Raw genomic sequence first — 3,107 nt, forward strand, 5'->3', positions numbered from 1 at the left:
TCCTTTGCGGCCTTCTTAGTTGACTTCTTAGCAGTCTTAGCTGCCTTCTTAGTGTCCTTTGCGGCCTTCTTAGTTGACTTCTTAGTAGTCTTAGCTGCCTTCTTAGTGTCCTTTGCAGCCTTCTTAGTTGACTTCTTAGCAGTCTTAGCTGCCTTCTTGGTGGTCTTCTTAGTAGTCTTCTTAGCTACCTTCTTTGCAGCCTTCTTGGTGGTCTTCTTAGTTGACTTCTTAGCTGCCTTCTTGGCAGCCTTCTTAGTTGACTTCTTAGCTGCCTTCTTGGCTGCCTTCTTGGCGGCCTTCTTAGTTGACTTCTTTGCTGCCTTCTTGGTGCTCTTCTTAGCAGCCTTCTTGCTTGATGATGAAGCTTCTGATGAGCTTGAAGCCTTTGATGATTCAGATGAGCTGGTCTTCTTTGATGAAGTTGATGAGCTTACTGAGCTGGTCTTCTTTGATGAAGATTCAGCAGCAGTCTTGTTGCTCTTAACTTCAGTCTTGTTTTCAGTTGCAGCCAGAACTGGGCTTACGCCAGTAGCAAGCAGTGCAGCAGCAACAGTAGCTTTACCAAGGTTCTTCATTAAACGGTTGTTCTTCATAATACGGTTCCTTTCCCTGTATCGAGATCAAAATTATTTTTATTACTTGCCCTTAATTATACTCAATTATTGAAGGATGTTAAGCCAAAAAATGAAGAAAATGAAGAAAATTAGAATTAAACTTTTATCCTAGGAATAGATAAAATTATCCAGCTTATTTTCTAGTCATGCACGTTTTTAACCTGCTTTTTCCACCTATGAACATTGTATGATTCATTTCTATATGTCTACACAAAAAATAAAAGTTATATTTTGCCTAAAAAGTATAAAAAAGTATAAACAAAAACAGCCCTGCTGCTCGCCAACAGGACTGCTAAAAAACTTATTCTCTTTATCTGCTTCGCCGGAGCAAGGCGATCAGCCAGACTACGACCAAAAGACCGAGCAGGGCCATAGCGCCGTAATAGATCAGCTTCTTCGGGGAAATGAAGAAGCCTGACTTGCCCTCCTTATCCTCCGGCAGGTTCTTTACTCTGACCCCTCTGACCAAGAGCCGCTCGGTGTTGATCCCGTAAGGCGTGCAAGTGAGCAGGGTGCAGTAGTCCTTGCCTTTGACGATCTGCAAATACTTGACGTTGTTAGGCTTAACGACATGGATAGCGTCAACCTTGTAGGTGATCTTTTTGCCTAAAGTGGTGACCGTAAAATAGTCCCCCTTCTTCATGGCATCCAGGTCGGTAAACAAGGTCGCGCTCGGCAGACCCCGGTGGCCCACCAGTACCGAGTGGGTCGACTTGCCCCCGATCGGCAGGCTGGTCCCCTTCAAGTGACCGATCCCGTCACCCAAGACGCTGTTGGCTGTCCCGTGGTAGACCGGCAGATGGACTCTGATTTTAGGAATGTCAACGATAGCCATCACGTCTGTGTCCGCTACTTTAAGCTGACTTGAGTAGCCCGGGACCAGGTTTGGGTGGTAAAAAGTTTCTGGATCTTTAGCCAAGGCCTCGTTATAGGCTCTAGCCTTTTTAAAAAGCTGCTGGCGCTGCTTTTTGGTCGCCTTTCTTACGGAACCGGCGTAGCTGTTGACCGCATTGCCGCTGTTTTGCGTATTTACATAGTCACTTATGACCGGATACAGAAGGATGATGAAGCCGGCCAGGATCACCAAGAGCCGGATGATCAGTGATTTTTTCGACATTTTTTCAGTCACTTTCTATTCTTTCTGTACAATATTCTACTACATGCCGCTGGCCAGCAATTACATTGCGGCGATAAAAATACTTGTCAATTCTGCCCTAAAGATGATTCGAGGTTCTAAATTGAAAATTGCCGCTTGTTTATGCTAGTATACGTTAAAAGCATAGTAAGATTAAACAGATACAAGAGGAAAAAATGATCGATCCACGACTACTTGAAGAATTAGTTGCCTTTGCCGAAAGCGGGACCCTCAGCGGGGCAGCTGAAGAGCTGCACTTGACCCAGCCGACGGTGACGCGGGGGATGCAGAAGCTGGAACAAGAGATGGACGTCGCCCTTTTCAACCGATCCGGCAACAACAAAATCACTCTGAACACCACTGGCCAACTCGCCGCTAAAGAAGCCGCCCGTTTGCTCGCCATGGAGAGCAGCATGCTGGAAAAAGTCCAGAACTTTGCTAAAGGCCAAACCCGTTTCCTAATTGGCTCAGACGCTCCAGGCCCGCTTTTGATCAGCGAACGCTTGCGGCGCAAACTGCCAATCAAGGTTGAAATCGACAAGGACCTGCTTGAGGAAAAATATATCCTCCCTGCCGTCGAAAATTTCCACTACCAAGTCGTCTTCAGCAGCCAGGAATACCAGACTGAGGCCTGTGAATCCCGCTATGTTGGCTATGAAGAGCTTTTTCTCATGTGCGACAAGGACAGCGACTTAGCCAAGAAGGGCTCAGTTACCTTCCAGGAGCTTGCCGGGGTCAGCTTTATCGTCTTGCAGGATATCGGCCCTTGGAAGCAGATCAAGGAAAAGGCCATCCCTCATCCTCACTTCATCTACCAGGATGATGTGGATTCCCTCACCGAATTAACCAAATACTCCCAGCTGCCCGTCTTCCGGTCCAACCTGTCCAACCCTGACTACCCAGAACTTGGCAACCGGGTTCCGGTCAGAATTGCTGACCCGAAGAACCGGCTTGACTTCTACGCCGTCTACCGCAAGGACCAAAAGAAGATGGTCACCCCTCTCTTGGACCTTTTAAGCAAAAACTGGCCAGAAGATTTTCCATATTAATTTATAAGCAGCAAGCATTTTTCCTTTTTTTAGAGGTAAAATTAAGTAAACTACGAAAGAGGAGGAGACTGACATGCAATTTACCAAGCAATTTGAAGGCACTTTTGCCCAAGTCAAGGAGCAAATCGACAAGTTTGTTGCTGAAGGCGGCCACATCGACGCGGTCATCACTGACCACACCGGCGAAAAGGTTACCGAAGACCACACCTTTGGCTACAAGATGCGGGTCATCGCTATCTGCAGCGAAGAAGAAAGCTAAATAAGCGCAAAAGGCGCCATCCCCAAATCGAGGGATGACGTCTTTTTTCT

The 3,107-nt window shown here is 46.8% G+C and carries 4 protein-coding genes; 2 read left to right on the forward strand and 2 right to left on the reverse strand.

Going from position 1 to position 3,107, the window contains the following annotated elements; all coding sequences use genetic code 11:
• Positions 1–593, reverse strand: a 593-nt coding sequence (locus ACI32D_RS00565; RefSeq protein ID WP_439774738.1) for a hypothetical protein, incomplete at its 3' end; no start/stop codon positions are given.
• Positions 594–924: 331 nt separating this feature from the next.
• Positions 925–1,731, reverse strand: coding sequence for a class C sortase (locus ACI32D_RS00570; protein WP_439774739.1), 807 nt, complete (start codon positions 1,729–1,731; stop codon positions 925–927).
• 194 nt (positions 1,732–1,925) lie between these two features.
• Here ACI32D_RS00570 and ACI32D_RS00575 point away from each other — a divergent pair, with 194 nt between their 5' ends.
• Together ACI32D_RS00575 and ACI32D_RS00580 are read left to right on the forward strand one after the other, a co-directional pair.
• Complete coding sequence (locus ACI32D_RS00575) at positions 1,926–2,798, forward strand: LysR family transcriptional regulator (protein WP_439774740.1); 873 nt, start codon at positions 1,926–1,928, stop codon at positions 2,796–2,798.
• Between the two features lie 73 nt (positions 2,799–2,871).
• Positions 2,872–3,057, forward strand: a complete 186-nt coding sequence (locus ACI32D_RS00580) for a hypothetical protein (RefSeq protein ID WP_002879841.1) — start codon at positions 2,872–2,874, stop codon at positions 3,055–3,057.
• The last annotated feature ends 50 nt before the right edge of the window (positions 3,058–3,107 follow it).

The organism is Lactobacillus sp. (assembly GCF_051873315.1).
In the GTDB taxonomy this organism is placed as follows: domain Bacteria; phylum Bacillota; class Bacilli; order Lactobacillales; family Lactobacillaceae; genus Lactobacillus.

What these genes read in the sequence shown, in the direction of transcription:
- ACI32D_RS00570 (WP_439774739.1), bottom strand. Translation starts at nt 1,731, where the DNA reads ATGTCGAAAAAATCACTGATCATCCGGCTCTTGGTGATCCTGGCCGGC.
- ACI32D_RS00575 (WP_439774740.1), top strand. Translation starts at nt 1,926, where the DNA reads ATGATCGATCCACGACTACTTGAAGAATTAGTTGCCTTTGCCGAAAGC.
- ACI32D_RS00580 (WP_002879841.1), top strand. Translation starts at nt 2,872, where the DNA reads ATGCAATTTACCAAGCAATTTGAAGGCACTTTTGCCCAAGTCAAGGAG.